This window comes from Catenuloplanes japonicus (assembly GCF_000717135.1).
Lineage (GTDB): Bacteria > Actinomycetota > Actinomycetes > Mycobacteriales > Micromonosporaceae > Catenuloplanes > Catenuloplanes japonicus.
This window is the reverse complement of sequence record NZ_JNXY01000005.1, coordinates 71,741-98,263: the sequence shown is the minus strand read 5'-3', so window position 1 is coordinate 98,263 and position 26,523 is coordinate 71,741. Positions and strand designations below refer to the sequence as shown.

23 protein-coding genes and 1 pseudogene are annotated in these 26,523 nt (G+C 71.6%); 16 read left to right on the top strand and 8 right to left on the bottom strand.

The window, feature by feature from the left end; all coding sequences use genetic code 11:
• Positions 1–17: 17 nt before the first annotated feature.
• The 3 genes and pseudogenes from OP04_RS09505 to OP04_RS53145 all read right to left on the bottom strand — a co-directional run.
• Complete coding sequence (locus OP04_RS09505) at positions 18–845, bottom strand: 1,4-dihydroxy-6-naphthoate synthase (protein WP_033339186.1); 828 nt, start codon at positions 843–845, stop codon at positions 18–20.
• A gap of 379 nt (positions 846–1,224) precedes the next feature.
• Positions 1,225–1,944 carry a futalosine hydrolase gene (locus OP04_RS51535; RefSeq protein ID WP_408606738.1) on the bottom strand — a complete coding sequence of 240 codons (720 nt, stop codon included), beginning with the start codon at positions 1,942–1,944 and terminating at the stop codon, positions 1,225–1,227.
• 902 nt (positions 1,945–2,846) lie between these two features.
• Positions 2,847–4,435 (bottom strand): annotated as a pseudogene (locus OP04_RS53145) (MFS transporter); the annotation flags it as partial.
• Positions 4,436–4,527: 92 nt separating this feature from the next.
• Between OP04_RS53145 and OP04_RS09490 the strand changes: the two are divergent.
• The gene (locus OP04_RS09490; protein ID WP_033339185.1) at positions 4,528–5,343 is read left to right on the top strand and encodes a DUF3027 domain-containing protein; all 816 of its coding nucleotides are present in this window, start codon (positions 4,528–4,530) and stop codon (positions 5,341–5,343) included.
• 11 nt (positions 5,344–5,354) lie between these two features.
• Here the strand turns inward: OP04_RS09490 and OP04_RS09485 are convergent, their stop codons facing one another.
• Positions 5,355–5,627 (bottom strand): DUF2530 domain-containing protein, encoded by a 273-nt coding sequence (locus OP04_RS09485; protein WP_033339184.1) that lies wholly within the window; start codon positions 5,625–5,627, stop codon positions 5,355–5,357.
• Between the two features lie 169 nt (positions 5,628–5,796).
• On the opposite strand from OP04_RS09485, the gene OP04_RS09480 reads away from it, so the two are divergent.
• The 5 genes from OP04_RS09480 to thpR all read left to right on the top strand — a co-directional run bounded on the left by OP04_RS09480 (position 5,797) and on the right by thpR (position 10,351).
• A complete protein-coding gene (locus OP04_RS09480; protein WP_051797350.1) occupies positions 5,797–7,242 on the top strand; it encodes an NCS2 family permease in 1,446 nt (481 codons plus the stop codon).
• A 138-nt stretch (positions 7,243–7,380) separates the two neighbouring features.
• Positions 7,381–7,815, top strand: a complete 435-nt coding sequence (locus OP04_RS09475) for a MarR family winged helix-turn-helix transcriptional regulator (protein ID WP_033339182.1) — start codon at positions 7,381–7,383, stop codon at positions 7,813–7,815.
• Positions 7,816–7,878: 63 nt separating this feature from the next.
• A complete protein-coding gene (locus tag OP04_RS09470; protein WP_033339181.1) occupies positions 7,879–9,177 on the top strand; it encodes an MFS transporter in 1,299 nt (432 codons plus the stop codon).
• Between the two features lie 137 nt (positions 9,178–9,314).
• Entirely contained in the window at positions 9,315–9,782 is a 468-nt protein-coding gene (locus OP04_RS53140; protein ID WP_157239587.1) for a hypothetical protein, read from the top strand.
• An 8-nt stretch (positions 9,783–9,790) separates the two neighbouring features.
• Positions 9,791–10,351 carry an RNA 2',3'-cyclic phosphodiesterase gene (thpR, locus tag OP04_RS09460; RefSeq protein ID WP_033339180.1) on the top strand — a complete coding sequence of 187 codons (561 nt, stop codon included), beginning with the start codon at positions 9,791–9,793 and terminating at the stop codon, positions 10,349–10,351.
• 756 nt (positions 10,352–11,107) lie between these two features.
• On the opposite strand, the gene sepH is transcribed toward thpR, so the two are convergent.
• On the bottom strand, positions 11,108–12,193 hold the full coding sequence (gene sepH / locus OP04_RS09455; RefSeq protein ID WP_033339395.1) for a septation protein SepH: 1,086 nt from the start codon (positions 12,191–12,193) through the stop codon (positions 11,108–11,110).
• Positions 12,194–12,396: 203 nt separating this feature from the next.
• Positions 12,397–13,524 (bottom strand): phosphoserine transaminase, encoded by a 1,128-nt coding sequence (gene serC / locus OP04_RS09450; protein ID WP_033339394.1) that lies wholly within the window; start codon positions 13,522–13,524, stop codon positions 12,397–12,399.
• Positions 13,525–13,625: 101 nt separating this feature from the next.
• Here serC and pdxH point away from each other — a divergent pair, with 101 nt between their 5' ends.
• The 4 genes from pdxH (at position 13,626) to OP04_RS09430 (ending at position 16,298) form a co-directional block, all read left to right on the top strand.
• Entirely contained in the window at positions 13,626–14,270 is a 645-nt protein-coding gene (gene pdxH / locus OP04_RS09445; protein WP_033339393.1) for a pyridoxamine 5'-phosphate oxidase, read from the top strand.
• 35 nt (positions 14,271–14,305) lie between these two features.
• Positions 14,306–15,253 (top strand): aldose 1-epimerase family protein, encoded by a 948-nt coding sequence (locus OP04_RS09440; RefSeq protein WP_033339179.1) that lies wholly within the window; start codon positions 14,306–14,308, stop codon positions 15,251–15,253.
• A gap of 9 nt (positions 15,254–15,262) precedes the next feature.
• Positions 15,263–15,868, top strand: coding sequence for a nitroreductase family protein (locus tag OP04_RS09435; RefSeq protein ID WP_033339178.1), 606 nt, complete (start codon positions 15,263–15,265; stop codon positions 15,866–15,868).
• 112 nt (positions 15,869–15,980) lie between these two features.
• Complete coding sequence (locus OP04_RS09430; RefSeq protein ID WP_033339392.1) at positions 15,981–16,298, top strand: type II toxin-antitoxin system VapB family antitoxin; 318 nt, start codon at positions 15,981–15,983, stop codon at positions 16,296–16,298.
• Between the two features lie 15 nt (positions 16,299–16,313).
• Here OP04_RS09430 and OP04_RS09425 read toward each other — a convergent pair whose 3' ends face one another.
• Positions 16,314–17,195: a CDP-alcohol phosphatidyltransferase family protein gene (locus OP04_RS09425; protein WP_033339177.1), complete on the bottom strand. Its 882-nt coding sequence runs from the start codon at positions 17,193–17,195 to the stop codon at positions 16,314–16,316.
• Positions 17,196–17,410: 215 nt separating this feature from the next.
• Between OP04_RS09425 and OP04_RS09420 the strand changes: the two genes are divergently transcribed.
• Positions 17,411–18,079 carry a DUF4230 domain-containing protein gene (locus OP04_RS09420; protein ID WP_033339176.1) on the top strand — a complete coding sequence of 223 codons (669 nt, stop codon included), beginning with the start codon at positions 17,411–17,413 and terminating at the stop codon, positions 18,077–18,079.
• A gap of 50 nt (positions 18,080–18,129) precedes the next feature.
• On the opposite strand, the gene OP04_RS09415 is transcribed toward OP04_RS09420, so the two are convergent.
• Positions 18,130–18,342 carry a PspC domain-containing protein gene (locus OP04_RS09415; protein WP_033339175.1) on the bottom strand — a complete coding sequence of 71 codons (213 nt, stop codon included), beginning with the start codon at positions 18,340–18,342 and terminating at the stop codon, positions 18,130–18,132.
• A 154-nt stretch (positions 18,343–18,496) separates the two neighbouring features.
• Between OP04_RS09415 and OP04_RS09410 the strand changes: the two genes are divergently transcribed.
• From OP04_RS09410 to OP04_RS09390, 5 genes are all read left to right on the top strand, one after another.
• Positions 18,497–20,338: a CDP-alcohol phosphatidyltransferase family protein gene (locus OP04_RS09410; protein ID WP_051797348.1), complete on the top strand. Its 1,842-nt coding sequence runs from the start codon at positions 18,497–18,499 to the stop codon at positions 20,336–20,338.
• Between the two features lie 11 nt (positions 20,339–20,349).
• On the top strand, positions 20,350–21,525 hold the full coding sequence (locus OP04_RS09405) for a glycosyltransferase family 2 protein (RefSeq protein WP_232323524.1): 1,176 nt from the start codon (positions 20,350–20,352) through the stop codon (positions 21,523–21,525).
• A 159-nt stretch (positions 21,526–21,684) separates the two neighbouring features.
• On the top strand, positions 21,685–22,992 hold the full coding sequence (locus OP04_RS09400) for an ABC transporter ATP-binding protein (protein ID WP_033339390.1): 1,308 nt from the start codon (positions 21,685–21,687) through the stop codon (positions 22,990–22,992).
• A gap of 220 nt (positions 22,993–23,212) precedes the next feature.
• Positions 23,213–23,968 carry an HAD family hydrolase gene (locus tag OP04_RS09395; RefSeq protein ID WP_033339173.1) on the top strand — a complete coding sequence of 252 codons (756 nt, stop codon included), beginning with the start codon at positions 23,213–23,215 and terminating at the stop codon, positions 23,966–23,968.
• 57 nt (positions 23,969–24,025) lie between these two features.
• Positions 24,026–26,392, top strand: coding sequence for a glycoside hydrolase family 65 protein (locus OP04_RS09390; protein ID WP_033339172.1), 2,367 nt, complete (start codon positions 24,026–24,028; stop codon positions 26,390–26,392).
• Positions 26,393–26,523: the final 131 nt, after the last annotated feature.

Here is a 26,523-nt window from a genome sequence, read left to right as displayed (position 1 = left end):
TTTTCAGGGGCCCTTTCTCATGCCTGCGGTGCCGTCAGCGCCGGCACGCTCGGCGTGTAGCCGGCCGCCGCCGCCCGCGAGAGCAGCGCGTTGATCGCCCGGTAGCCCTCGTCACCCAGATCCGCCGTGAACTCGTTCACGTACAGCGCGATGTGCTGCTCCGCCACCGCCGGATCCATCTCCTGCGCGTGCGCCGCCACGTACTCCCGGCCGGCCGCCGGATCCGCCCACGCCTGCCGCACCGACTCCCGGATCCACGCGGTCGCCGCCGCCGGATCCACGGTCCCGCGCCGCGCCAGGATCGCGCCGAGCGGGATCGGCAGCCCGGTGTCCGACTCCCACCACTCGCCGAGATCCACCAGCGACCGCAGGCCGTGGTTCTGATACGTGAACCGGGCCTCGTGGATCACCAGCCCCGCGTCCCACCGCCCGGCCGCGACTCCCGGCATGATCTCGTGGAACGGCACGACCTCGACCTTCGCCGGCTGCTTCTCCCCGGCCCACAGCCGGAACAGCAGGTAGGCCGTGGTCCGGTCACCCGGCACCGCCACGGTCGCGCCGGTCAGGTCCGTGCGGTCGTCGTTCACCAGCAGCAGCGGCCCGCACCCACGCCCGAGCGCGCCGCCGCACGGCAGCAGCTCGTACGTGTCCAGCAACCACGGCAGCGCCGCGTACGACACCTTGACCAGGTCGAAGTCGCCCTGCTCGGCCGCGGTGTTCGTCACGTCCACGTCCGCGAACGTCACCTCCACCGGCGGCGCACCCGGCACCAGCCCGTGGGCCAGCGCATGAAAGACGAACGTGTCATTCGGACACGGCGAATACGCCACAGACAGCGAGCTCATCCTGCCACCGTAACCAGCCGCACCCTCGGCCACGCTGTGGCCTTCATCCTGCTTTTCCCACTCCCGCCGTGGTCCGGCCCGCATGCTCCCGCGGGCCGGCGGTTCGCGGTGGTCCAGCCGAAACCAGACCGCGCTGTTCCGCCCCGGCTTCGCGCGCCGAGACGCGCCGCCGGTCTTGGGTCCTCCGGTCTTGGGTCCTCCCGGTCCCGAACGTTCTGCGCGGCAAGGCCGTGGCCGCTGTCCGCGTGCGGCCGGGCGCGTCCCGCGCCCGACATTTCGCCATTCAGCGCCCGTTGGACGGCAGAGCCGCACCCGGATCGTCGCGGCGCTGCTGGACCGGCAGAGCCACGCCCGGATCGTCGCGGCGTCTGCTGCGGGCCTACGCGGACTGAGGCCCGCTGTCCGGGCCGGAGGTCAGCGCCGCGAACGCGGCCGTGAGCGCGGTGAACGCGGCAGGGAGGTTCCAGGCGGCGCGGTCACGCGGGCCGACCGGGTTGGAGATCGTGCGCAGCTCGGCGAACGCGACCCCGGCGGCACGGGCCGCGACCGCCACGCCGTAGCCCTCCATCGCCTCCGCGATCGCGGACGGGTGGCGGCCGGCCAGCGCATCGGCCCGGTCCGCGGTGCCGGTGACGGTGTTCACGGTGAGCACGTCACCGGCGAGCGCGTCCGGCAGCGAGTCCCGGAGCAGCGTGGTCAGGCCGTCGTCGGTAATCACGACGCTGCTGCCGAACCCGAGCTCCTCGATCGGCAGATACCCGTCCGGCGAATCCGCCCCGAGATCCGCCGCGACGCTGCGGGTCCCGATCACGGTGTCCCCGATCGCGGCCCGCCCGGCGAGCCCGCCGCCGATCCCCGCGGAGATCACCGAGGCGTAGGGCCGGCCCGCGGCCTCGGCCAGTGCCAGCAGCCGCGCGGTCCCGGCCGCGGCCTCCGCCGGCCCGACCCCGACCGCGGCCACCACGATCTGCGTGTCCACGCCGTCTTCCAGATGCCCGTCGGTCACGGTCGAACTCTCGTCCGCGTCCACGCCGTCCTTCAGGTGCCCGGCGGTGACGGCCGGCCTCTCGCCCGGGTCCACGGCAAACCCGGTTTTCACGGCGTCCGTGCGGACGGCTGCGGCATCGTCGGCCTCGGCCGGTCCCTCGCCGTGGGCGGTGGCCTTCCCGGCTCCTGCCGCGTCCTCACGGGCGGATGCGGTGCTTCCGGCCACGAGCGGAGCGCCGGCACGTGTGCCGGCAGCCCCGGTGGCGCTGCCCGTGCGATCGCCTGCGGCACGCCGGGCCTCCGCGGACCTCCCGGCCGGTCCGGGATCGGTGGCCAGGCCCCGGCGGACGGCCGCGGCCTCGGGCTCGACGGCGGTCACGACGAGCAGCGGGCCGAGCAGCGGAAGTGGCATCGCGTCATCATCCCTTGTCCCGGTCGTCCGGGTCCTGAGCGCGGCTCTGCCCGGACGGGCGATACACGTGGAAGCCGGGCGGCGGCTCCCGCCGGTCGTCGACGCGGGTCGGTGGGTTGTCGATCCGGGTGCGCGGCAGATCGGGGTCCAGCGACCAGTCCAGATCCAGATCGAGGTCCTGCTCCGGGTCCAGGTCACGCGGCCGGTTCGTGTCGCGGGGTCGGTCGAGGTCGCGGGAGAACTGTGGATCGCGAGGTGGCTGCAGGTCACGCGGCAGTTCCGGCCCCCGCGACGGTGCCGCCCCCGCGGAGGCGTCCGGCCCGGCGGCATCCTGGCCGCGCTTGCGCCGCTGCCACCACCGGGTCTTGCCCGCGCCGCCACCAGCCGCACCCGCAGCGCCGCCACCGGCGCCCGCAGCACCGCCGGAGCCCGAAGCCCCGCCGGCGATGCCTGCAGCGCCGCCGGAGCCCGCAGCGCCGCCCGTGCCGGAACCTGCGCCACCGGCGCCGGAACCCGCGGCACCGCCCGCGCCGGGAGCAGCCGGAACACCCGGCTGACGGGAGCCGCCGGTGCGGATGCCGCCCGGCTGGTCGACGCGCGTGTCCGCGCTGCCGCTCCGGTAGGGCGACGGCCGGCGCGCCGGCGGCGCCCACGGGTCGGACGGCGTCAGATCCTCCGGCGGACGGGGCGGGAGCGACCGCTCCGACTCCGGCGCCCGGCGTGGACCGGGCTGGGGCGAGGTCGGCGGCCGAGGCGCCGATGACGAGCCGGCGCTGTCGGCAACGCTCTCCGGCGTACCCTCGAAGGGTTTTGAGGAAAGCTCCGGGGTGCCGAGGGGCGCTGCGGGAACGCCGGTCAGACGTTCGCCACGGAGACGGGTGACGGACCAGGCGGCGCGGCCCGCGGAGAGCACCGCGAACAGCGCCGGGACGGCCAGGCCGGGGCGCAGGCCGAGCGGGATGAGCGCGATCGCGCCGCCGCCGACCCAGGCGAGCATCAGGATGGTCTCGGAGTGGGCGAAGGCGCTGGCCCGCATGCGCTCGGAGATCCGCTCCTGGATGGTGGCGTCGACCGCGAGCTTGGCGATGCCGGACATCGCGGCCGTGACCAGCGCGAGCAGCGCCAGCAGGCCGAGCGTGGGCCGGATGACGACCAGCACGGCGAGCCCGGCCACGATGACCAGGCCGGTGGACTGCAGCCAGAGCGGCCGGTGGATGCGCAGCCGGGTGCCGGCGGCGGTGGCCAGGAACGCGCCGATGCCGAGCGCGGCGCCGACGAGCGCGAGCGCGGCCTGGTCGGTGAGGCCGCGGCCGAACAGTTCGGGGACCAGATCGTCGCCCTTGATCGCGAACGCGGAGAAGAGCAGCAGGAAGCCGTAGACCGCGCGCAGCGACGCGGCGCCGACCAGGGCGGTGGTGACGAGCGTGCCCTCCAGCGCGCGCGGGCCGCCGCGGCGCAGGCCGAACAGCGTGGTGATCGGGCGCGGCACGGACTCCGGCGGCTCCGAGTCGGCCCGGGGCGGCAGCCGCAACGCGATGATCATGCCGATCACGAAGATCACGGCGGCGACGCGCAGCGGCCACTGCGGGCCGACCCAGACCGCGGCCAGGCCGAGCGGCAGCACGACCGTGCCGGCGATGGTGCCGTAGATGCTGGCTCGCGCGCCGGCTTGGGAGAGCCCGAGCCCGGCCGGGAGCAGGCGGGGTACGGCGGCGGAGCGCGCCACCCCGTACGCCCGGGAGAGCGCCAGCACCCCGAACGCGGCCGGGTAGAGCGCGATCCCGTCGAGGTTGTCGGAGATCATCCAGGCCAGGAACGCGCGGCCGAGCATGGTGGTGGCCAGCGCGTACCGCCGGCCGTGGCGGAAGTGGTCGAGCAGCGGGCCGACCACCGGCGCGAGCAGCGCGAAGGGCACCATGGTGATCAGCAGGTAGAGCGCGACCTTGCCGCGGGCCTCACCGAGCGGCACCGCGAAGAAGATGGTGCCGGCCAGCCCGATCGTGATGAGCGTGTCGCCGGCACAGGACGCGGCGTGCAGGTCCATCAGGCGCATCATGCCGGTCTCGCCGCCGGCGCCCTTGGCCCGGACCACGCCGGCATGACGGCCCGCCCACCGGGTGCTGGTGAGCGCGCCGTGGAAGAAGAGCCGGACAGCCCGGATCATCAACCCCAGGAATTGCATACCTCCCATCCTTGCCCATCCGGGCCAACTCCGCGCTGCACGGCAGGGGCTGAAACGGGGTCAAGTGGGAGGGATGCCGATGGGTAGGCAACAATGGACGGGTGAGCAGGATCGCCGCCCGGGCCGCAAAACTCGACCAGGTCTGTGCCGAGGCCATCGACATCGCGCGCGACGCGATCACGGACGTGGATGCGTCCGAGGTCGGCGAGCACCTGGAGGTGATCGCCGAAGGAGACCGGCTCGTCACCCATCTCTTTGACTGCCATCTGCCCGGTTACCGTGGCTGGCGCTGGGCGGTCACCGTGACGCGCGTCTCGCGCAGCAAGCACGTGACCGTCTGCGAGACCGTGCTGCTGCCGGGTCCGGACGCGTTGATGGCCCCCGGCTGGCTGCCGTGGAACGAGCGTCTCCAGCCCGGCGACCTCGGCGTGGGTGACCTGCTGCCGACCGCGCCGGACGACGACCGGCTGGCCCCGGGCTACCTGGAGTCGGACGATCCCGCCGTCGAGGACACCAGCTGGGAGCTGGGCCTCGGCCGGACACGGGTGATGTCCCGGTTCGGCCGGCAGGACACGGCCCAGCGGTGGTACGAGGGCGACCAGGGCCCGGAGGCGCCGATCTCCGTGGCGGCCCCGCGTGCGGCCCGGTGCGGCTCGTGCGGGTTCTACCTGCCGCTGGCCGGCGCGCTGCGTCAGGCGTTCGGCGTGTGCGGCAACCTGTACGCGCCGGACGACGGCCGTGCGGTGAGCATCGACCACGGCTGCGGCGCGCACTCGGAGACGCTTCAGGAGCCGGATGCGCACGTGGAGGAGCTGCCGACGATCTACGACGACAGCGAGGTCGAGGCCGTGGCGGTCAGCCGCGCACCGGGCTCGGTCGAGGGCGACGAGCCCGCCGAGCCGTACGGTCACGGCTGAGTCCTACGCGCTCAGCCTTCCTGTCGCCGCCGGCGGCGGTGGGCATCGTGCCGCATCATCGTGGCCGTGCCCGGGAAGCCGAGCAGGAACCCGGTCAGGCAGATCCACAGCCAGTCGCCGCGACCGGTGGCGTCCAGCCAGTCGCGGAAGAAGAGCAGCAGGACCAGGCCGGCGACGGCCCAGGCGATGGTGCCGCCGAGCGCGAACGGGACCATGGGCGGGTCGAGCGGTCGGGGGCGGGGGCGTCGCTCCGCCTCGCCGGGAACCCCATCACCCGGCGTCATATCGGACGTCGGCAGCGGAACTGGGGATCGGGCCACTCTTCAAGGGTACGTCCAGCGTGATCGTCGCCAGGTCAGCGGTACGTATCAGAAACATTTGTGACCTTTTGCGGACGCACTGTGTTTGGGACCATGACGCCCTCATGTCCTGATCAATCCCAGTGAGGTGCCCATGGCCGGTTCACCGGCGGAGGCAAAGACGCCCACGAACGGCTTCGACCGCTTCTTCGAGATCTCCGCGCGCGGCTCGACGCTGAGCCGCGAGATTCGCGGTGGTTTCGCCACCTTCTTCACGATGGCCTACATCGTGGTGCTCAATCCCCTGATCCTGGGCGCGGCCGTCGACGGCGACGGCAAGTCCCTGGCCATTCCGGCGATCGCGGCCGCGACCGCGCTGGTCGCCGGCCTGATGACGATCCTGATGGGTGTGGTGGCGCGCTTCCCCCTCGCGCTGGCCGCCGGTCTGGGTGTCAACGCGCTGGTCGCCTACGAGATCGCCCCGCAGATGACCTGGGCCGACGCGATGGGCCTGGTCGTCATCGAGGGCGTGATCATCGCGATTCTGGTGCTCACCGGCTTCCGGCAGGCGGTGTTCCGCGCGGTGCCGACCGAGCTGAAGACCGCGATCGGCGTCGGCATCGGCCTGTTCCTGGCGCTGATCGGCTTCGTGGACGCGGGCTTCGCCCGGGGCTCGGCCGGCTCGCCGCCGCTGCTGCTCGGCATCGGCGGGCAGCTGATCACCTGGCCGGTGCTGGTCTTCGTGATCGGCCTGCTGCTCACGCTGGTGCTGATGGTGCGCAAGGTCAAGGGCGCGATCCTGATCGGCATCCTCGGCGCGACCGTGCTGGCGCTGATCGTGGAGGCGGTGGCGAAGGTCGGCCCGGCCGGCGGGCCGAACGCGAACCCGCACGGCTGGTCGCTGAACGTGCCGAGCCTGGACAAGGACTGGTCGATCGCGCCGGACCTGTCGCTGCTCGGCCAGTTCAACGTGTTCGACTCGTGGGGCCGGGCCGGCGTGCTGGTCTGCCTGATGTTCGTCTTCACGCTGCTGCTGACGGACTTCTTCGACACGATGGGCACCATGGTCGCGGTCGGTCAGGAGGGTGGCCTGCTCGACAAGGACGGCAACCCGCCGCGTACCCGTGAGATCCTGCTCGTCGACTCGATCGCGGCCGCCGCCGGTGGTGCCGCGAGCACGTCCAGCAACACGTCCTACATCGAGAGCGCGGCCGGTGTGGGCGAGGGCGCCCGGACCGGTGTGGCGAACCTGGTGACCGGCGCGTTGTTCCTGGTGGCGGTGCTGGTGTCGCCGCTGGTGCAGATCGTGCCGTTCGAGGCGGCGTCCGCAGCGCTGGTCGTGGTCGGCTTTCTGATGATGACCGCGGTCCGCACGATCGACTGGACCGACTGGGAGATCGCGATCCCGGCGTTCCTCACGATCGTGCTGATGCCGTTCACGTACTCGATCTCGAACGGCATCGGCGCCGGCGTGATCACGTACGTGCTGCTCAAGGCCGTGTCCGGAAAAGCAAGGGCAGTGCACCCGCTGCTGTACGGCGTGGCCGTGCTCTTCGTCCTGTACTTCCTCCGCGGTCCGATCGAGGCCGCAATCCTCTGAGGATGGCCCGCCGGAGGGTACGGTTCTCCGAACCCTCCGGCGTTCACTCATCTCGTGAGCGCGGTGAGGGCGATCATATTCGTGGTAGTTAGCCAGGCTTATTAGCTAGGCTAAGGAACGTGACGGAGCGGGACTGTGATGGTGGAGCGCACGACAGCGCTGCAACAGGCCCTGGGGCTGCGCGAAGCGATCACCCGGCTCAACCGGCGACTGCGCCAGGCGCGGCCCGTCGGGGACCTGACCATGGCGCAACTGTCCGCGCTGACCAGCCTGGAGCTGGCCGGGGCGCTCAGTCCGCGCGAGCTCGCGGATGTCGAGCGGGTGCAGCCACCGACGATGACCAAGATCATCGCGAAGCTGGAGGAGCGGGGCATGGTGCGCCGCGACCCTCATCCGACCGACGGCCGGCAGGTCATCCTGCGTACGACCGAACCCGGTCGGCTCGCCTACGAGCAGGTGCAACGCGCCCACAACGAGTGGCTCGCTGACCATCTCGCGGACCTGTCCGCGGAGGATCTGGAGACCCTGCACAGGGCCGCCGAGATCATGAAGAAGGTTGCGCGCGCCGCCTGAGGAAGCCGCCTCGTCACACCGGCAGCACCACCACGCCGCGAGACGAGGGAGGCGCACGAACCCGTGCGGGCAACTCTGAACACCACATTCCGGTCCCTGGCCGTTCGTAACTACCGGCTGTTCGCCACCGGGCAGCTGGTGAAGCTGGTCGGCGTCTGGATGATGTTCACGGCCCAGGACTGGCTGGTCCTGGACCTCTCCGGCAACTCCGGCTCCGCGCTCGGCATCGTCACCGCGCTGCAGTTCCTGCCGGTGCTGCTGCTCACGCTCTACGCGGGCAAGCTGGCCGACCGGTACGACAAGCGCCGCATCCTCATCGGCGCGAACGCCGCCTACGCGGTCCTGGCCGTGGTCTTCGCGATCCTGGTCGCGTCCGGCACGGTCGAGCTGTGGCACGTGTTCGTCTTCGCCGGGCTGCTCGGCACCGCCAACGCGATCGAGACGCCGGTCCGCCAGTCGTTCGTCTCCGAGCTGGTCGGCATGTCGCTGCTGCCGAACGCGCTCTCGCTCTCCGCCGCCACGTTCAACATCGCCCGGGTGAGCGGCCCCGCGCTGGCCGGCCTGGCGATCGCGACGCTCGGCATCGGGCCGGTCTTCCTGATCAGCACCGCACTCGCGATCTCACCGGTCTTCTCGTACCTGCGGATGAACGTCGGCGCGCTCGTCCGCGCCGGGCTCACCACCGGGAAGAACGCGAAGAGCAGCGTGCTGGACGGCCTCCGGTACGTGTGGACACGCGGCGACCTGCTGCTGGTCATCGTGGTGATGGCCGTGGTCGCCATGATCGGCTTCAACTTCCCGGTGACGCTGGCGGTACTGGCCAAGGTGTCGTTCGGCGCCGGCGCGGCCTCGTTCGGCCTGCTCACCACCGCGCTCGCGCTCGGGGCGCTGGGCGGCGCGCTGGCCGGAAGCGCGCGCACCGGACGGCCGTCGATCTACTCCGTCCTGCTGCCGGGCGTGGCGTTCGCGGTCTTCGAGGTGCTGGTCGGGTTCGCGCCGGCGTTCTGGGTTGCCGCGCTCCTGCTCGTACCCACCGGATTCTTCATGATCTTCTTCGCCCAGGCCGCGAACCAGCGCGTGCAGCTCGGCACGGACGCCGCCTTCCGAGGCCGGGTGATGGCGCTCTACGTGCTGGTCTTCCTCGGCACCACCCCGATCGGCGCACCCCTCGCCGGCTGGTGGTCGGAGCTGTTCGGACCGGCCGTCAGCATCGCGCTCAGCGGCACGATCTCCCTGGTCGCGGCGCTGGCCGCGCTCGTCTGGCAGCTGCGCCGGTCCGGTGAGCGGATGCGCGTCACACTGCGGCCCAGGCCGCGCTTCTCGATCACCGCGCCGCCCGCGCCCGACGCGACAGTTGCATGAATGCCGCTTCCAAAAATGCAGGCTTGCATTCATCCATCACCCGATCGGAAGAATCGCAGTCAGCCAGGTGGCTACTTTTTGTCGGAAACCCCCAAATATATAGTGATCATCGCCACTGTCCGCATACCGTCTGCATCGTGAGCGACAAGCACATGGTGGTGCTGGCACTGCTGCTCATAGCGATGTTGTGCCTGCCCGTCATCCTGGCCATCCACGCCAACGGCACCCAGCTCCGGGGCCGCTGGCGCCCCGCCGCGCGAGCCACCCGCCGCACCCTGCGACGCATGACCGTGCGTGACTGCGTCACGCTGCAGCGGCTCAACCGTGACTGGGGCGCCGTCCCGCCCCGCCCGGCCCCCGCGCTGGAGAACCTCGAGGCCGACCTGCGCCGCCTCTACCGCGACCGCGTCGGCATCGCGACCCAGTCGCTGGTCTGGCACATCGCGGTCCTCCGGGCGTACGACGCCCGGCTCCGCCTCGCCAGCCAGTGCCTCGGCCTGCCCGAGCACCTCGACGGCCTCGACGGCATGGACCTGGAGATCGAGCGCCTCCGCATCGAGCACGAGCTGGAGGCCGCCGGCCTGGTGCTGCGCCCGGCGCGTTAACGTCGGGCGTGCGCCTCTTCGCCGGCATCTACCCTCCGGATGAGGCGTGTGCCCACCTGGCCGCGCGCGTCGGCACGCTCCACGTCAGCGCGGCCGGTGCGGACACGCGCCTCGCCCCTCGCGCCCAGTGGCACGTCACGCTCGTCTTCATCGGCGAGGTCCCCGACGATCGTCTGTCCGAGGTCGACACGGCCCTCACCACCGCCACCCACGCCGCCGGTACGAAACCGGCCCGCCTCCGCATCGCCGGGGGCGGACGCTTCGGGCGCGGGCGGCTCACCATCCTCTGGGCCGGGCTGTCCGGCGACGTGGGCCGCCTGACCCAGCTCGGCGACACGACCCGCCACACGCTGGCCCGCGCCGGCCTCCCGTTCGACCCGCGCCCGTTCCGCCCGCACCTGACGCTGGCCCGGCCCGGTGATCGGGTGGACCGGCTCCAGGTCGACGCCGACCGGGCCGCTCTCGACAGCTACGAGGGTCCGGAGTGGCCCGCGACCCCGCTGCGCCTGATGCGCAGTCAGCTCGGCCCCGTCCCGGTCTACACCGAGCTCTCCCGCTACGACCTCTGACGGCTCCGACCAGTATTCCCCTCTCTTCGGCGGCGGTTTTCGGTATTTATCATCCCGAAGCACTGACCGGCTTCGTGCGCGGCGGATCTGACCCTGTTCGGCTCTGCGCCTGGCCCGGCAGCTCGCTGGTTGGGTTGACCTTGTTTCGCTCGCCCCTTGCCCCTCGCGGCTCGCCGCTCGCCCCTCGCTGGCCCCGGGCGCTGGCCCTGGGCGCCCTGTATCCGAAATTTCACTATAAAAGCAAGCGCAGTCGGTCGTTGTCGTGAGACTGAAGTCGCCACGGGCGATCGCTGAAACTGGAAAGGATCATTGACGTCGACAAAAGTGCGGTCTGCAACGCGTTTTAGCCGCACTTTTGTCGACGTCAATGATCCTTTCCGGCTTTGAAAGGCCGGCACCGCCCGGCACCGCCCGGCACCGCCCGGCACCGCCCGGCACCGCCCGGCACCGCCCGGCACCGCCCGGCACCGCCCGGCACCGCCCGGCACTGCGCGGCGCGGCGCGGTCCGGGACGGTCCGGCACGGCACGGTTCCGGGACGGGTCCGGGACGGGTCCGGGGCGCGAGCTTCTGCGGTGGAAGCCTTCGGACGCGAGCCCTCCGACGCAAGCCACCGTCGGTAGGCACGCCCCTCGGACACGATCCCTCCGGGATGCGGACTCCACCGGGACGAGCGCTCCACCGGGACGCACCCCTCCGGGATGCAGAACGGCGACGCGGAAGAGGATCCGCGTCGCCGTCTGGGGAAGCCGAAGGACTAGCTGGTCTCGCGAGCCGCGGCGGGGCCGCCGCCGAAGAGAACGTCGTCCCAGCTGGGGAGGCGCTTGCGGGGCTTGCCGGAGGCGTCGGTGGGGTCGGCGGTGCCCTGGCCGGTGGTGGTGCGGCGGGGGCGCAGGACGGCCAGGGACGGGACGGCCGGGACCTCCTTGGGGAGGTCGGCGTCGTCGTCGAAGGCGGAGCCGGCGCCGCCGCCGAGCAGCGCGGCAGCGCCGCCCACGGTGGGGGCGGAGCGGGGGCGGACCGACTCGGTCAGGGCGGCGGGGTCGAGGGAGCGTCCGGAGCTCTGGCCGAGTGGGCGGTCGAGGGAGGCGAGCAGGGCGTCGCGGCCGGCGCGGATCGGGTCGCGGGCGGTGAGCTCGCGGGTCGGGCGCTTCTCCTGGGAGGTGCCGGGGAGGCCGTGGCCGCCGCGGCCGGGCTCGGAGCGGCCGGGCATGGGGAGGCCGTGGCCGCCGCGCTCGGGGGCGGGCTCCTGGCCGAGGATCGGGGTGGGGCGCTCGGCGCACAGGTATTGCGCCATGTCGTCGTGGGGGGCGACGACCTGGCGGGACTTGTCGAGGTCCCACGAGGCCTGGGCGGTGGCCTTGCCGGACGGCCAGGTGGCGACGATGCGCCAGGTGCCGTCCTCGCGCCGGTACGCATCCCAGGAGATCTTCTCGGTGTCGATGCCGTGCTGGGCGAGCCGGCCGTCGACGACCTCGGCCAGCGGCGCGCCGCGCTCGGAGGTCTTCAGGCGGGTGCGGCGCGCGTGCTGGGCGAGCATGGCCCGCTCCTGCAGCACCGGGCCGGCGTAGCGCAGCACGCGGTCGACCGGGACGCCGGCGACGCGCGCGACGTCGTCGGCGGACTCGCCGGCGCGGATGCGGGCCTGGATGTCCCGCGGGGCCAGCGTGGCCCTGATCTCGGTGGCGGTGCCGGCCACGGCGAGGGCGACCCCGCCGGGCTCGGCGTGCAGCGCACCGGAGATGCGCTCGTCGATGGGGAGTGCCAGGAGTCGTCCGACCTCGTCGGCGAGTACCAGGGCCTGGCCGTCCTCGGAGAGGGCGACGAAGCGAACCGGCCGCATCGTGGTGCCTCCGTCCCGTCCCGTGTCCTGGGCCATCTGCGCTGGGCTGGCCTTGCCCCTAGCACACGATGAACTCGGAGCCTTCCCGGACACGGTACGCCGAAAGGCCGCCTGATGGGAGTTAGCCACGCGGTGTGTCGTTTGACCAGCCTGAATTGATCCCGCTAAGCGCCCTGAATTACGCTAAAGGCGGACAAAGCTACCTAAAGTCGCTCCATCACGTGGTCGATGCACTGCGTCAGGCGCTCCACGTCCGACGGGTCCACGGCCGGGAACAGCGCCACCCGCAGCTGGTTGCGGCCCAGCTTGCGGTACGAGTCCGTGTCCACGATGCCGTTCGCCCGGAGCACGGCGTTGACCGCGTCCGCGGACACCTCGGGGGCGAGGTCGATGGTGGCCACCACGTTCGACCGGATGGCCGGGTCCGTCACGAACGGGGTCGCCACCGAGGACCGCTCGGCCCAGCCGTAGATGATCGCGGCGCTCTCCGCCGTGCGCTTCACGGCCCAGTCCAGGCCGCCCTGCGCCAGCATCCACTCGGTCTGCTCCGCGGCCAGGAAGATCGTGGAGAGCGCGGGCGTGTTGTACGTCTGCTCCAGCCGGGACTGGTCGATCGCGGTGACCAGGTCCAGGAACGCCGGGATGTAGCGGCCGGACGCCTTGACCGACCGGGCCCGCTCGATCGCGGCCGGGGAGAACAGGCCGAGCCAGATGCCGCCGTCCGACCCGAAGCACTTCTGCGGCGCGAAGTAGTAGACGTCGCTCTCGGCCACGTCCACGTCCAGGCCGCCGGCGCCGGAGGTGGCGTCGATCAGCAGCAGCGCGTCCGCGTCGGCGCCGGCCACGCGGCGGACCGGCACGGACACGCCGGTCGAGGTCTCGTTGTGCGGGATGCCGTAGACGTCCACGCCGGCCTCGGCGACCAGGGTGGCGGCGGTGCCGGGGGCCGCGGAGACGACGGTCGGTTCGCCGAGGAACGGCGCACTCCGTACCGCGGCGGCGAATTTTGCACTGAACTCGCCGTGCGTGGCGAGCTGGGCCCGGTCGCGGATCAGGCCGAACACGGCGGTGTCCCAGAACGCGGTGGCGCCGCCGTTGGACAGGATGACCTCGTAGCCCTCGGGAAGCGAGAAGAACTCGGCCATGCTCCGGCGCAGGCGTGCGACCTCGTCCTTCACCGTCTTCTGCCGGTGGGAGGTGCCCAGGTACGACCGGGACACGCGGGACAGCGCCTCCACCGCCTCGGGCCGGACCTTGGACGGGCCGCAGCCGAACCGGCCGTCCTCGGGCAGCAGCGAGTCAGGGATGCGAATCGGCGACGTGTCAGCCACGGTGATCGAGCTTCCTTCCACGGGGTCTTTCCTGCGGACAGAACGATCCCACATCGCCGGAGCGGACGAAAAGCAGAAACCCGGCGACTACCGTGGCCGTCATGTCCGAGCTCGCCGGCATGCGCCGCGAATACCACCCCGACCACGGCCTGCGCCGCGACGACCTGGCTCCCGACTGGACCGCGCAGTTCGCCCGCTGGTTCGCCGACGCCAGGGCGTTCCCGCTGCCGGAGCCGAACGCGATGGTCTTCTCCACCGCGGACGCCGAGGGGCGCCCGAGCAGCCGTACGGTGCTGCTCAAGGACGTCGACGCGCGCGGCTTCACGCTCTTCACGAACTACGGATCGCGCAAGGGTACGGAGGCGGCCGCGAACCCCCACGCCGCGCTGCTCTTCCCGTGGCACCCGATGCACCGTCAGATTCTCGTCAGAGGGACGGTGGCGCCGGTCGACCGCGCGGAGACCGAGGCCTATTTCGCGACCCGGCCGCGCGGCTCGCAGCTCGGCGCCTGGGCCAGCCCGCAGTCCACGGTCCTGACCGGCCGGGACGAGCTGGACGCCGCGTTCGCGCAAGTCGTGGCGCGGTTCGGCCCGGAGGCGGAGATCCCGGCGCCGCCGCACTGGGGCGGGCTGCGCGTGACACCCGAGAGCGTGGAGTTCTGGCAGGGCCGGCCGAGCCGATTGCACGACCGGTTTCGTTACCGGCGCGTAGGGGATGAGTGGGTGATCGAACGGCTGGCTCCCTGAGCCCGCGTTAACCCCTAGCTGGCTAAAGTTCGTCCATGACTTCTGTCGCGCACCAGTCGGGGACCGCTGCCGAGCCGCTCTCCGGTACACAGTGGACCATCGCCGCGGACGGCCACGAGGCCGTCGTCGTCGAGGTGGGCGGAGGCCTGCGGTCCTACCGGGTGAACGGCGTGGACTACGTGTCGGGCTACGCCGACGACGAGCTCGCGGCCGGTTGCGCGGGCCAGATCCTCGCGCCCTGGCCCAACCGCATCCGGGACGGGAAGTACTCCTTCCAGGGCACCGACCACCAGCTGTTCCTCACCGAGCCGACGCGGGCCAACGCGCTCCACGGCCTGGTCAACTACTCCCGCTGGCACGCGGTGGAGCAGTCGGCCGACGCGGTGACCCTGGAATACCTGATGCCCGCCCAGCCCGGTTACCCGTGGCCGCTGCGCCTGCGCACCACCTGGCAGGTGAGCGCCGCCGGCCTGAAGGCGACGCACGAGGTGACGAACCTCGCGGTCCAGCAGGTCCCGTTCGGCTTCAGCGTCCACCCGTACCTGCAGATCCCCGGCCTGCGGGTGGACGACCTGACGCTCACGCTGCCCGCGCGCAACCGGGTGATGGTCGACTCGCGGCTGCTGCCGGTCGGCGCCGCGAAGGTGGCCGGCACCGAGTTCGACTACACCGAGGGCCGCAAGATCGGCGCCGCGGTGCTGGACACCGCGTTCGGTGACGTGGTCCACGCGGAGGACGGCACGTCCACGGTCGTGCTGGCCGGCGACGGCGCCGAGGTGCGCATCTGGGCGGACGAGGAGTTCGGCTGGTGGCAGGTCTTCACGTCGGACACGCTCGGCGGTGACCGGCTGCGCAAGGCGGTCGCGATCGAGCCGATGACCTGCCCGCCGGACGCGTTCCGGTCCGGTCGCGGCGTGATCGTGATCGACCCGGGCGACACCTGGCGTGGCGTCTGGGGCGTCACTCCGGTCCCGGCCTCCTGAGTCGCCGCCATGGAGTTCGCCGAGGTGGTACGCAAGCGCCGGATGGTCCGCAACTACGACCCGGACCGCCCGGTCCCGCCCGAGGTGGTGGACCGGCTGCTGGAGCACGCGGTACGCGCCCCCTCGGCGGGCTTCTCCCAGGGCTGGGGCTTCCTGGTGCTGGAGGACCCGGCCGACCGGGAGCGGTTCTGGACCGTGACCGGCCCGGACGGCGGCGCGATGACGAACTGGCTGGCCGGCATGAGCCGGGCGCCGCTGATCGTGGTCCCGCACTCGAACCGCGCCGCCTACCTGGACCGCTACGCGGAGCCGGACAAGGGCTGGACGGACCGGGACGAGAAGCGCTGGCCGGTGCCGTACTGGGACGTCGACGCCGGCATGGCCTCGCTGATGATGCTGCTGAGCGCCGTGGACGCCGGCCTGGGCGCGTGTTTCTTCGGCATCCCGCCGGAGCGGACGGGCGCGTACCGGGAGTCGTTCGGCGTGCCCGCGGAGTTCGTGCCGGTCGGCGCGCTGACGATCGGATACCGTGCACCGGATCGTCGCTCGCCGTCGCTGAAGCGGGGACGCCGGCCGCAGACCGAGGTCATTCACCGCGGTCGTTGGGGTGGGTGATTCACATCCCGGTCGGACCACGGCTAACGGGGACGAATCATCCACGGGTACGGGTCGCTAGGCTGACTACCGCCAGGCCGGGAACGGCGTCATGGGAGGGGAGCGTGCCGTCGTGATCTTCAAGGGGGTTCGGGACGGTCGGCCCTATCCGGAGCACGGGCTCACGCTGAAGCAGTGGGCGGAGATCCCGCCGAGGCCCATTCGGCTGGATCAGCTGATCACCACCAAGCGCGAGCTGGCACTGGACAAGCTGCTGGCGGAGGACTCGACGTTCTACGGGGACCTGTTCCCGCACGTCGTCCAGTGGAACGGCGGGATGTACCTGGAGGACGGCCTGCACCGGGCGCTACGCGCGGCCCTGCAGCAGCGCAACCAGATCCACGCCCGGGTGTTTTTGTTCAGCGAGTTCAGCGAGGTTCCGGCGGGCTGATCGTCGCGGCGTCCGTCACCCTGCGGTGGCGGACGCCCGCAGCCCGGCCATCTGCCGCTCGAACGAGCGGGTGGAGAGCCACAGCTTGTAGATCAGCCCGGCCTCGAAGAGCAGCAGCAGCGCGCCGGTGGCCACGGTCACGATCGCGGCCTGGCCGGTCAGCGGTCCCACGATGAACACGAACATCTGGAACTCGATGCCGCTGACCAGGTGCGGGCGGATCCGGTACCGGCGCAGCGCGTTCCGCAGGCCGATGAACCGGCCGTACCGCGCACGGAAGTCGCCGTTGATGTCCGCCACCGAGGTGTCGTCCGTCGCGCCGGCCGGGATGACGTCGGTCGACTCCTCCAGCCAGCGCAGCTCGCCGCCGTCGTCCAGCCCGGCCGCACGCCGCGCCGTGACCATCTTTGCCCGCATGTCCTCGCGGACCCGGGTCATCTGCGCGCCGTTGAGGTACCGGAACATGTTGATGAACAGCACCAGTGCGCCCAGGCCGAGCCAGTAGTCGTCGCCGGTCACCGCCCACTGCCCGCCGAACAGGCCGGCGGTGCAGGTCAGGTCCTTGATCCGGTCGCAGATGAAGTCGAGCCAGGCGCCGAACGCGGACCCGTCGCCGCGCAGCCGCGCGACCTTGCCGTCCATGCAGTCGAACATGAAGCTCAGGTGGAAAAGCAGCGCGCCGAGCGCGAGCCAGGGCCGGGTCGCCTGCCAGAACGAGAGCGCGGCGCCGGTGCCGAGCAGGAACGCGGCCAGCGTGAGCCGGTTGGGGGTGATCCAGCCGAAGCGTGCCACGCGCCGGACGATCGGCGTCGCGATCGGGTCGACCAGTAGCACGGTCCACCAGGCGTCCCGGTCCTTCAGCGTGGCGCGGACCTGACCGGCGGTGAACGTACTCAAAGATTCGGACCCTTCGGGATGGTTAACAACAGAAGACCCAAAACCGACTATAAGGGTACGCGGCAGTCTCGATTCGCGACTGTCGTACCCCACCCGTACCGTTTGAGGTAGGTAGCAACAGCGCTGAAAAGGGCGGGTGAGCCGCGATGGGCGGCAACAGGGGTGTTGAGCAGCGGACCAGCGAAATCCCAGTTCACGGGGGTGACGATGACGCGGTGCAGAGCCAGGAGGTGGCGCCGGAGCGCAGCCGCCGGGGCGTCTTCTGGGTGGTGGCCATCCTGCTCGTGGCGCTGGTCGCCGGCCTGATCGGCGTGCGCGTCACGGGCCTGCTGCCCCAGCTGACAAACCCGTTCGCGGAGCAGGAGACCGATCGCAGCCAGCCCCCGCTGCTGCAGTCGATCCAGGACCTCAGCCGGTACGTGGCGGCCGAGGGCAACTTCCAGGTCGTGGTGGACACCCAGCGCAACCGGGAGCACGTCCCCGACTTCCTGCTCAACGAGCGCACGCTGTTCGTGGCGGCCGGCTCCGTCGAGGCCTACGTCGACTTCAGCACGATCTCCGAGGACGCGATCGTGGTCTCGGAGGACGGCAAGTCCGCCACGATCACGCTCCCGGCCCCGCAGCTCGGCGAGACCAACCTCGACCAGGAGCGCAGCTACGTCTTCTCCGAGGAGAAGGGCTTGCTGAACCGGGTCGGCGACATGTTCGGCCAGGATCCGAACAAGCAGCAGGCCGTCTACATCCTCTCCGAGGAGCGCATCGAGGCGGCCGCGCGCGAGAGCGAGCTGCCCCAGCGCGCCCAGGAGAACACCACGAAGATGCTGGAGGGCCTGCTCCGGTCGCTCGGCTACGAGAAGGTGACCGTCACCTACACCGCGCCGTAATCATGGCGAAGGCCGCCGGGTTGCCCCGGCGGCCTTCGTGCGTCCGCGGATCAGTAGGCGGCGGAGTGGCGGTCCTCGTTCGGCACGAGGATCCACAGCGCGATGTAGATGATGAACTGCGGGCCGGGCAGCAGGCAGGACAGCACGAAGAGCAGCCGGGTCATGCCTGCGCCGAGCCCGAACCGGCGGCCGAGGCCGGAACAGACGCCGGCGATCCAGCGGTTGTCGCGCGGCCGGGTGAGACGGCGAGGCGACGAAGCCATGGTGCTCAACTCCTCAGTTCGTGGCACGAGGTGATGTGCCGATGACTCAACGGTACGGACCGGGGTCCAGTCCGCCGTCCGTCTTCAAGGGGATCTCTCCCCCTCATTCCCGTAGGGAGTCGCCACTAAGCGGCCGATAACGGGTTGATCCGGCGTGACCCTCGCACTGTTGATCGGCCCGGCCGCGGACTCCGCCCGCCAGGCCCGGCTCACGGACCAGCTGCGCCGGGCCGGCGCCACCGCGTTCGCGGCCCCGGACACGGCCGCGGAGCTGGCCGCGCTGCTCCGGGACGGCGACGGGCCGGTGCTGGTCGTGGCCGCGGACCTGGTCGCCCACGACGCGGTCCTCCGGCTGCTGGCCACAGAGCCGGGGGAGCGGTCGGTGGCGCTCACCGGCGACGGCGACGGGCTTCGCGTGCTCCCGGCGCGCGGGATGGTGGTCAGGGCCGGGGAAGGACCGGTGGCCTTCCTCGGGGCGCTGCGGGTGGCCGGCAGCGATCGGGCCGCCTGCGCCGCAGCCACGGCCGCACACGCCGCGACGGCAGACCGGGCCGCGCAGGCCGCGACGGCAGACCGGGCCGCACACGCCGCGACGGCAGACCGGGCCGCGCAGGCCGCGACGGGTGCCCCGGCCGGGCGCACGGCACCGGACGGCCGCCCCGGAACCGTCGTCGCGACGGATCGCGCCGGGGACGACCTCATCGACGCGCTGGTCAGCGCATTCGTGCCGGCCGGGCGCCTCCACGCGTACCCCCTGAGGCTCGTGAAAGCCCGGCGCTGCGCGAGCGGCGCCGCGGCAGCCGAGGCAGAGGCGGAGATCGCCGGGGTCGACGAGGGGCGGGCGCTGTTGCGGCTCGCCGTGAAGGAGCGCGACGACTTCGTCGCGACGGTGCTGGTCAGCTCGTGGTCGCCGGTGCTCACCCGCGCCTGCGCCCGGCTGGGGCTGTCGCCGAGTGCCGTGACCGCGATCTCCGTGCTCTGCGCGCTCGGCGCCGCGCTCGGCTTCGCGCAGGCGTCCCGGACCGCCATGATCGCCGGCGCGGTGCTGCTCTACCTCGGCTTCGTGCTGGACTGCGTGGACGGACAGGTGGCGCGGTTCACCCGGCGGTTCACGCCGCTCGGTGGCTGGCTGGACACGATGGCGGACCGCGCCAAGGAATACCTGGTCTACGCCGGTCTCGCGGCCGGCGCGGTGCGACTCGGCCACGACGAGGGCTGGTGGCTCGCGATCGCGGCGATGGCGCTGCAGACCGTGCGGCACGCCACCGACCATTGGTACGGCGTGCTGCACGACGTCGCGGCACCGCTGGCCCGGCCCGGTGGCGCGCTCGGCCGGCTCTCCGACCGGGTGATCGCGGAGGGGCGCTCGCCGGTCTACTGGCTGAAGCGGATCGTGGTCTTCCCGATCGGCGAGCGGTGGGCCCTGATCGCGGTGACGGCCGCGCTCGCCGGCGGACGGGCGGCGCTGCTGGCCGTGCTCGGCTGGGGCGCGGCCGCGATGGTCTACACGCTGGCGCTGCGCGGGCTGCGGTCGTACGGCATGCGGGTGAGCGTGCCGGTCACGTCCCGGCAGCGCGACGACGGCTGGCTGGCGCGACGTCTGCCGAGCCCCGCCGGGCGGCTGGACTGGCTGCTGCCGGCCGTGCTGCGGCTGGCCGAGTACGCGGCCGTGATCGGCGCGGCCGTGCTGCACCGGGTGCCGCCGCCGCTGGTGTTCCTGCTGCTCCTCGCGGTGGCGATGCACCACTACGACCTGGCCGCGCGTCCGGGCTCCCGGTGGTCGCCGCGATGCGAGCCGGGCTGGGACGGGCGTGCGCTCGTCGTGCTGGCGTGCGGCAGCGTGGCCTTCCCCGTCCTCGCGGCCTGGACGCTGGGCGTGCTCGGCCGGCGGGTCGCCGCATCCACCACCCGTACGCGCCAGGCCCGCCTGCCCGTCCAGGCGCCGGCCGCGGGGGATGCTGAGCGCGATCTCGCTGCAGGAAGGCAGGCCCGCTGAAGATGGGGTCCGTGATCAGTGTCGTCGTGCCGGTCTACAACGTGGCGCCCTACCTGGTGGAGTGCCTGGAGTCGATCGCGGCACAGACGTACGAGGATCTCGACGTGGTGCTGGTCGACGACGGGTCCACGGACGACAGTGGCCGGCTCGCGGCCGCGTTCGCCGCGCGCGACGCCCGGTTCCGGCTGGTCACCCAGGAGAACGCCGGGCTCGGCGCGGCGCGGAACACCGGCGTGCGGCACGCGGGCGGTGAGCTGCTGCAGTTCGTGGACAGCGACGACGTGCTCCCGCGGTACGCGCTGGAGGTGCTGGCCGCCGCGCTTGAGCGGACCGGTTCCGACTTCGCCACCGGGAACACGCTGCGGCTGGACTCGCAGGGCACGCACCCGTCCCGCATGCACCGGCGGATCTTCACGCACACGCGGCTGCGCACGCACGTCAGCCGCGACCGTGAGCTGCTCGGCGACCGTACCGCGTGGAACAAGCTGTTCCGCCGGGACTTCCTCGACCGGCACGGGCTCGCGTTCCCGGAGGGCGTGCTCTACGAGGACACGCCGGTGATGGTGCCGGCGCACGTGCTGGCCCGGTCCGTGGACGTGGTGGACGTCCCGGTCTACCACTGGCGGCGCCGGGAGGCCGGCGACCGGTCGATCACGCAGCGCCGCGAGGAACTGCGCAACTTCGTGGACCGCGCCGACGGCGTGGACCGGGTGAGCCGCTTCCTGGCTGACTTCCCAGAACTGCGGCGGGTGTACGACGCGTCCGTGCTCCGGTCCGACCTGGCGCACTACCTGCGCGTGCTGCCCGAGGTCGACACCACCTATATCCAGATATTTCTGGATCGGTGCAACGAGTTCCTCGACCGGGTGCCGGCGCGGGACCTGGCCGCGTTGCCGGCCGCCACGCGGGTGCAGTGGCATCTGGTCCGCCAACGGCGCGTGCCGGAGCTGCTGGAGGTGGTACGGGCGAGCCGGGCCGGCGGCGTGCCGATCGTGCGACGCGGCCTGCGGCGGTACCGCGCGCTGCCCTGTCTGGATGACGGGCTGCCGCGGCGCCTCTACCGGCCCGGCCCGTCCCGGCTGCGGCGCTTGATCTCCCGTCTCACCACCGTTTCGCCGCGTGTCCGCCCGGCCGAGGCGCGAATCTTCGTCGATATCGTCGCCGCTGCGAGAGATTCGTCCCGATAAATTCAGGGTTAATTACCGCAAATCGACATTGTGTGCGATTTCTGTAGTTGGGTAATTACTCCCCGAACATGGCACGTTTACCCGATGGGCTAATAACGATGACCATCGTCACAGTGGACGAAGCTGGGGGCCGGCTAACGAAGCTGCGGGGAGGTGGCGGTGACAACCGTCGCGCTCAAGGACGTCACAAAGGTGTTCCCCGATGGAACCGTGGCGGTCGACAGGGTCAACCTCGACGTCGAGGACGGCGAGTTCATGGTCTTGCTGGGGCCCTCGGGCTGCGGCAAGTCCACCGTGCTGCGCATGGTGGCGGGACTGGAGGATCCGAGCAGCGGCGTCGTGCTGCTCAACGGCGAGGTGGTCAACGACATCCCGCCCCGGGATCGACGCATCGCGATGGTCTTCCAGGACTTCGCGCTCTATCCGCACATGACTGTGAACGAGAACATCTCGTTCCCGCTGCGGCTGTCCGGCGTCGAGCCGGGACCGCGCGCGGAGCGGGTGGCGGACGTGGCCGGCGCGCTCGGCATCGGCGAGCTGCTCGGCCGGCGACCGGGCCAGCTCTCCGGCGGTCAGCGCCAGCGCGTGGCGATGGGCCGCGCGATCGTGCGGCGCCCCGGCCTGTTCCTGATGGACGAGCCGCTCTCGAACCTGGACAGCGGCCTCCGCGCGGAGCTGCGCGCCGAGATCTCCGGCCTGGTCCGCGAGCTCGGCGTCAGCACCATGTACGTCACGCACGACCAGGCCGAGGCGCTGACCATGGCGGACCGCGTCGCGATCATGCGCAAGGGCGTGCTGCAGGACGTCGGCACGCCCACCGAGGTCTACGGCCGCCCGGCCACGCTCTACGTGGCCGCGTTCCTGGGCAGCCCGCGGATGAACCTGATCGAGGCGTCCGTCTACGTGCACCTGGACCGCTACGTCGCGCTGAACCTCGGCGAGCAGGCGCTCTACCTGCCGTGGGACGACATCCGGGCGCGGACGGTCGCGCACTTCCACGGCGAGCGGATCGTGATCGGCCTGCGCGCGGAGGCGCTGACCCCGGTCGCGCCGGACACGCCGGGCGACGTGCTGCAGGGCCGCATCCGCTACCTGGAGCACCACGGGCACGAGTCGCTGGCGTTCGTCGACGTGGGCGCCACCGCGGTGCTGGTGGACGAGCTGGGCGGCGCCGCGGTCGAGGTGGACGAGCAGGGGGCCGGTCCGATGCGGCGGCTCGGGCAGGCCGTGCAGCGGATCGCCGGCCGGTTCGGCGACCGTGGCGAGCCGGAGCAGCCGTCCGGCGGTGGCCGGACCAGCGTGCTCAGCGACCCGGGGCGGCACCACCGCCGCCCGGCCGAGCTGGCGGTACGGCTCGCGCCGTACCCCGCGATCAGGCCCGGCAGCCCGCTGGCGATCGGCGTGCGGATGGACGCGCTGCACTTCTTCGACGAGCGCGGCGACCGGATCGACGTGGGGTGGCGATAGAAGCCTGAAGATCAACTCATGGGGCCGAACGGCCGGGGCCGACGGACCCTTTGTGCGATCGTTTGTGTCGTCCGGGCGACATGAAAGGTTCAACGTTTTCCCGCGCGAGCGTGCTGACCGGCGATAACCTGCCAAACGGGCCACCATACGTGCCGCCGCGCCCGGGGTTTGACACCGCCGAAATCCGGTTAAGTTTCCATTTCACAGTTAAATTGAGCGGGTGCTTGGTCTTCCACCTCATGTGACCACCTGCCTGTTCGATCTGGACGGTGTCCTCACCCAGACCGCGCTGGTTCACAACGCGGCCTGGAAGGAGACGTTCGACGAGTACCTGCGCAGACGCGCCGATGCCGACGGGACCTCCTTCGTCCCCTTCGACTCGGGTTCCGACTATCTGAAGTACGTGGACGGACGGCAGCGCGCCGACGGCGTGCGCACGTTCCTGGCGTCCCGGGGCATCGAGCTTCCCGAGGGCACGCCGGAGGACGGCGTCGACGCCGAGACCATCAACGGAATCGGTAATCGCAAGAACGTTCTGGTGTTGAAGAACATCGCCGAGGGCAAGGTGAAGGTGTACGACGGTTCCGTCACCTACCTGCACGCGGTGCGGGACGCGGGGATGCGGACCGCGGTCGTGTCCGCGAGCGCGAACTGCCGCGACGTCCTGCGCGCGGCCGGCATCGAGGAACTGCTGGAGGAGCGGGTCGACGGTGTGGTCGCCCGTGCGGAGGGACTGCCCGGGAAGCCCGCGCCGGACACGTTCCTCGCGGCCGCGAAGAGGCTCGGCGTCGATCCTCAGAACGCGGCCGTGTTCGAGGACGCGCTGGCGGGCGTCGAAGCCGGCAAGGCCGGCGGCTTCGGATTTGTGGTCGGAGTGGACCGGGTCGGGCACGCGGATGATCTCCGGGCCCACGGCGCCGACATCGTCGTATCGGACCTCGCCGAACTCCTGGACGGCGGCGAGTCCTCCCGGTAGGACGCAACCCGCCGGTGGTTCACCGACGGGCTCAGATCAACACTGAAAGGGATCGCTGTGATCCGAGAGCGGGCTTATCCGGTCGAGCCCTGGCATGTCCGCGAGACACGGCTCGACCTCGACGTCCTGGCGCAGTCGGAGTCCGTGTTCGCGCTCTCCAACGGCCATATCGGTCTCCGGGCCAACCTGGACGAGGGCGAGCCGCACGGTCTGCCGGGCACCTACCTGAACAGCTTCTACGAGCTGCGGCCGCTGCCGTACGCCGAGGCCGGTTACGGCTTCCCGGAGTCCGGCCAGACGATCGTGAACGTCACGAACGGCAAGCCGATCCGGCTGCTGGTCGACGACGAGCCGTTCGACGTCCGCTACGGCGACCTGGTCTCGCACGAGCGGGTGCTGGACATGCGGGCCGGCACGCTGGAGCGCGAGGTCGAGTGGGTCTCGCCGGCCGGCCGGTCGGTGCGGGTGCGCTCGACCCGGCTGGTGTCGTTCACCCAGCGCGCGATCGCCGCGATCATGTACGAGGTCGAGCCGGTCAACGGCCCGGCCCGGGTGATCGTCCAGTCCGAGCTGGTGTCGAACGAGCAACTGCCGCCGACCAAGCGTGACCCCCGGGTCGCGGCGCTGCTGGAGTCCCCGCTCGAGGCCGAGGAGCACCTGGTCCAGGACCTGGGCGGGCTGCTGATCCACAGCACGAAGAACAGCCAGCTCCGCATGGCCGCCGCGATGGAACACGTCGTGGAGACCGAGGGCCGCCACATGGTCAAGACCGAGGGCAACCCGGACTGGCTGCGGACCACGGTCGCCTGCATGCTCGAGCCGGGGCAGAAGCTGCGGATCGTCAAGTTCATCGCGTACGGCTGGTCCAGCCGCCGCTCCGTGCCCGCGCTGCGCGACCAGGTCGGCGCCGCGCTGGCCAGCGCCCGGCTCACCGGCTGGGACGGGCTGGTCACGGCGCAGCGCGAGTACCTGGACGCGTTCTGGGACCACTCGGACGTCAAGGTCGAGGGCGATCCGGAGGTGCAGCAGGCGGTGCGCTTCGCGCTCTTCCACGTGCTGCAGGCCGGCGCCCGCGCGGAGATGCGGCCGATCGCGTCGAAGGGGCTCACCGGCCCCGGGTACGACGGCCACACGTTCTGGGACTCCGAGACGTTCGTGCTGCCGGTGCTGACCTACACGCAGCCGGACGCGGCCAAGGACGTGCTCCGATGGCGGCACGCCACGCTCGACCTCGCGAAGGAGCGGGCGGAGACGCTGGGCCTGCGCGGCGCCGCGTTCCCGTGGCGGACCATCCGCGGGCACGAGACGTCGGCGTACTGGCCGGCCGGCACCGCGGCGTTCCACATCGCGGCGGACATCGCGGACGCGGCCCGGCGGTACGTGGTCGCGACCGGGGACGAGGACTTCGAGCGCGACTACGGCTTCGATCTGCTGATCGAGACCGCGCGGCTGTGGCGCTCGCTCGGCCACCACGACCGGCACGGCCGTTTCCACATCGACGGCGTGACCGGTCCGGACGAGTACACGGCCGTGGTGGACGACAACATCTACACCAACCTGATGGCGCAGCAGAATCTCTACGCCGCGGCGGACGTGGCGCTGAAGTACCCGGAGAAGGCCGCGGCCGCGGGTATCGACGACGAGGAGATCGCGGGCTGGCGGGACGCGGGCGCCGCCGTGCACCTGCCGTACGACCACGAGCTCGGCGTCCACCAGCAGTCCGAGGGCTTCACCCGGCTCCAGGAGTGGGACTTCGAGGGCACGCCGCAGGAGAACTACCCGCTGCTGCTCAACTACCCGTACTTCGACCTCTACCGCAAGCAGGTCGTGAAGCAGGCGGACCTGGTGCTCGCGATGCTGTGGCGCGGCGACGCGTTCAGCGACGAGGAGAAGCAGCGCAACTTCGCCTACTACGAGGCCCGCACGGTACGGGACTCGTCGCTCTCCGCGTGCACGCAGGCGGTGCTGGCGGCGGAGACCGGGCACCTGGAGCTCGCCCACGACTACCTGGGCGAGGCCGCGCTGATGGACCTCCACGACCTGCACAACAACGCGCGTGAGGGTCTGCACGTGGCGTCGCTGGGCGGCTCGTGGATCTCGCTGGTGATGGGTCTGGGCGGCATGCGGGACCACGGCAGCCGGCTGACGTTCCACCCGCGGCTGCCGGAGCGCATCACCCGGATGGAGTTCGCGCTGCTCTGGCGCGGGCTGCGGCTGCGGGTGGACGTGCGCAGCAACGAGGTCACCTACTCGCTGCGTAACGGCACCGGTGAGAAAAGCATCACACTCGAGCACCACGGTGAGCTGGTCACGGTGTCCGCGGACAAGCCGGTGACGATGGCGATCCCGGAGCGGACGGACGTCCCGGCCGAGCCGCACCAGCCGGCCGGACGCGCACCGGCACGGAGGGCAAGCTCTCTGTAATCGCTTTGTCGACGATTCGTCGACGAATGGCCGCTCCGGTTCCCCGGGGCGGCCATTTCCCGTACCGTGTCGATGTGTGTCTATGATTTAGGGTCATTGAGCGGGCACTTTCTGTGACTATAGGGTTTTCT